The following is a 3,653-nucleotide window of genomic DNA, read 5'->3' on the forward strand; positions in this document are numbered from 1 at the left end:
CATGGGCGGCGCCCACCACCACACCCCCCTTGGCGGTGCCATCGATCTTCGTCAGCACCAGACCCGTCACGCCGAGCGCCTCGCCGAACTCGCGGACCTGCACCAGCACATTCTGTCCGCTCGTCGCATCCAGCACCAAAAGCACCTCGTGCGGCGCGCCCTCCACCTGGCGCCCGACCACCCGGCGCACTTTCTTCAGCTCTTCCATGAGATTTTTCTGGGTGTGGAGCCGCCCCGCCGTATCCGCCAGCAAGATGTCCGCCCCGCGCGCGCGGGCCGCCTGGAGGGCGTCGAAAACCACGGCGGAGGGATCCGCCCCTTCATCGAGCCGAATGACCTCGCAGCCCGACCGCTCGGCCCAGATGGAGATCTGCTCCCCCGCGCCCGCCCGGAAGGTGTCCGCGGCGGCAAGGATGACTTTTTTCCCCTCGGCCGCGTACCGGGCCGCCAGCTTGCCGGCAGTGGTGGTTTTGCCCGCCCCGTTCACCCCGACCATCAGGATGACGCGGGGGCTTCCCGGAGGCGGCGCGCCGGGCGGGGCGCCGGGTTTCGGCGCTTCGAGCAGGCCGAGGATGATGCGGCGGACCCTTTCGATCGGCGCGCCCGTGCCGCCCTCGCCCCGCCGAAGCTTCTCCAGGATCCGACCGACCGTCCGAGGGCCCATGTCCGCCGTGTAGAGGATTTCCTCGAGCGCATCGAGTGCATCGGCGTCCAGCTTCTCGAAACGGCCCAGAGCGCTCTCCAGCCGCCCCAGAAAGGCGTCCCGGGTCTTCGAGAGACCATTGCGCAGGCGGCGGAACCATCCGCCCTTTTGCGATTCCTCCCCCCGTGGCGCAGAGGGGTCCTGAAGATTCATTTTCTCGATTTCCTTGATGCCCGGAACTTCCGGTGAGCAAAAAACCGCCCCGCGCCGTTTCGCGGGACGGAATTTTGGGAAACGTATGAAATGAGCGGCGCGCTCAGCCTACCCGGCCTCCACCGCCTCGGCTGCGAGACCGCCGGCGTCCGCCGACTGCTCTTCTTCCTTCCGATCGAACTTGACCGAAACGACGATGGAAACCCCCTTCTCCTTCTGGGTGATCCCGTAGAGCTGCGTCGCATAGGACATGGTCTTCTTGTTGTGGGTGACGACGACAAACTGGCTCCGATCCTCGAGTTCCCCGAGGATATTGCGGAACCGGCCGACGTTGGCGTCATCCAGCGTCGCATCCACCTCATCGAGGAGGCAGAACGGGCTCGGCCGGACCGAGAACACCGAAAAGAGCAGCGCGATGGCCGTCAGCGCCTTCTCGCCCGCCGAGAGGAGCATGATGTTGCCCGGCCGCTTGCCCGGAGGCCGGACCTCGATGTCCACCCCGGTCTCGAGCGGATCGTTCGGATCGAGAAGATACATCCGGGCCTCTCCGCCCTCGAAGAGGCGGCTGAAGATTTTGGCGAATTGCTCGCTGACCTTCTCGAACGCCTCGACAAACCGGTGCCGGGTGGTTTGATTCAGCTTCTCGATCGTCGCATGCAGGTCCGCGATTGAACGCTCCAGGTCCTCTTCCTGCTCCTTGAGGAAAGCGTATTCCTGGTTGACCTCGTCGAACTCCCGGGCGGCGAGCGGGTTCACCTCGCCCATCCGGTCGAGACGCTGCTGCAGCATCTCCAGGCGGTTCACCAGTTCCTGGTATGCGGGAAGCTGCTCGCGGTTTTTCTCGGCCACCTCCGGCAGGTGGACTTCGTAGTTGTCTTTCGCAAGCTCGATCATGGACTCGCGCCGCACGCGGAGCGAGGTCCGCCGCTCGGCGGCCTCGCTGATGTGGCCCTGCAGGATGGTAGCTTCGTCCCGCATCTGCCGGATCCACTCGGTTATCGCGCTCTCCTGGGTGCGGGTTTCCTCGACGAGCGCGACGCAGACGGTCTGCTCCTTTTCGATGGCAGCCTTCTCCTCCCGGCGCATTGAGATCTCCTCGCGGCTCTGGCCCCGGTTCATCTCAATGCGCTCACGCTTGCGCATGGAGTCTTCCTTCTCCTCCATGCGCCGCACGCGGCGGGCCTCGTTTTGCGTGCCCGCATCCGAGAGACGCTGCAGCTCGCCACGCACGCCCGAGAGGCGCCCCTGAAGCTCCGTCAAGGCGACGCGGCGCTCGGTGACGGCGGCCTCGACCTCGCCCGCCTTCGCGGAAACCTGCATGCGGGCTTCCTCGGCAGAAGCCGCGCGGGATTCGGCCTCGGCCCGGGAGGCCGTGGCCCTCTCCCCTTCCGCGTGGGCTTCCTGCAGCTCCCGCACGAGCCGTTCCTGCTCGCGGAGCTGTTGCGCATGCTCGCCGGAGAGCTGCTGGAACCTCTCTTCGGCCGCGTGGAGTTTCTCTTTGCAGGCCCGGAGCTTCTCCTCGGCCTCCACTTTGGCGAGTTCGGCCTCGCGGGCGCTCTGGCTGGCCCGCCGGCTCTCCTCCTCCAGCCGCTGGCTCTCTGCCAGCTGCTGCTGGCTCTGGCTGGTCAGATGGGAAAGCCGCACCTCGGTCGACTGGACATCGGTCTGAAGCTGGGTCCTGCGGCTGGCCCGATCGAGAAGCCCGGACACACGCTCGCCCGCCAGGCCCCCTTCCACCGCACCCGAGGGCAGGATGACCTCTCCCGAGAGGGTAACCCACGTCAACTCCGCCGAACCCGCCGACATCGCTCCCCGGGCGGCATCAAGATCCCGGGCCACGGCCACCGTTCCCAGCAGGCTTTCGATCAGGGGGCGGTACTCGCTCGCGCACCGCACAAGGCCGGTCGCGGCGCCGAGAACGCCCTCGCGCACAGGCACCTCCAGCACCGGCTTTCGGCGCGGAGCCAGGGGAAGCGCCAGCCCTCTCCGGTTCTCCGCCTGGACCAGCGCCTGAATCGCCCGCAGCGCCGCTTCGCCATCGCGCACCAGTACGCCGGAGAGCGTCTCGCCCAGCGCCGCCTCAATCGCCTTGCGGTGGTCGGGCTCGACGGTCAGCGCGTCCACCAGAACCCCCAACACCTCGGCGCCCGCCGCACGAAACTCGCTCTCGCCCGCACGCCCGACCGCCTCATCCCGGAGCCGCTCGATCTCCTGGAGGGAGGACCGGGAGCTGACCAGCGACTCGCGCTCCGTCGAAAATTTTTCCTCGGAGGAGCGGAGAAGAACCCTGGCTCTCTCATTTTCGGCCGAAAGACGTTCCGCCTCCGCCCGAAGACGGGCGTCGCGCCCGGCCGTTTCCTCGAAGTGGGCCGTCTGCACGCGGGTTTCCTCGCCAGCCTGTTCCCGGAGGTGTTCCGCCGCCGCCACCTCACGGGCCAGCCGCGCGATCGCCCGCTCCACACCCTCTCTCTGCGACTCCGCCGCGGCGATGCGCTGGCGCATGCGGCTCAGCGTTTCGGTTTCCTCCGCCTGCGTCTTGCGCGCATCGGAGGAGGCCGCCTCCACTTCCGCCAGCTGGGCCCGGACCGCGCTCAATTGCGCCGCGCCCGCATCAAACTTCCTCTGGGCCTCTTCCGTTTGCACCGCGAGCTCATCTTCCAGGGCGGCGAGGCGCTCGCTCTCGAGTTTGATGCGCTCGCCCTCTGCCGCCAGGGCATCCATCTCCTCGGCGCGGCGCGCGTCCTCCGCGTCCAGTTCGATCAACTGGCCGGAGAGCATCTCCAGGCGGTTGTCCAGG

At 67.6% G+C, this 3,653-nt stretch carries 2 protein-coding genes; both read right to left on the reverse strand.

Going from position 1 to position 3,653, the window contains the following annotated elements:
- The coding region (ftsY, locus tag O2807_13410; protein ID MDA1001499.1) for a signal recognition particle-docking protein FtsY at nucleotides 1–856 on the reverse strand (856 nt) is incomplete at its 3' end.
- A 108-nt stretch (nucleotides 857–964) separates the two neighbouring features.
- On the reverse strand, nucleotides 965–3,653 hold a 2,689-nt coding region (locus tag O2807_13415; GenBank protein ID MDA1001500.1), incomplete at its 5' end, for a hypothetical protein.

The organism is bacterium (assembly GCA_027622355.1).
Lineage (GTDB): Bacteria > UBA8248 > UBA8248 > UBA8248 > UBA8248 > JAQBZT01.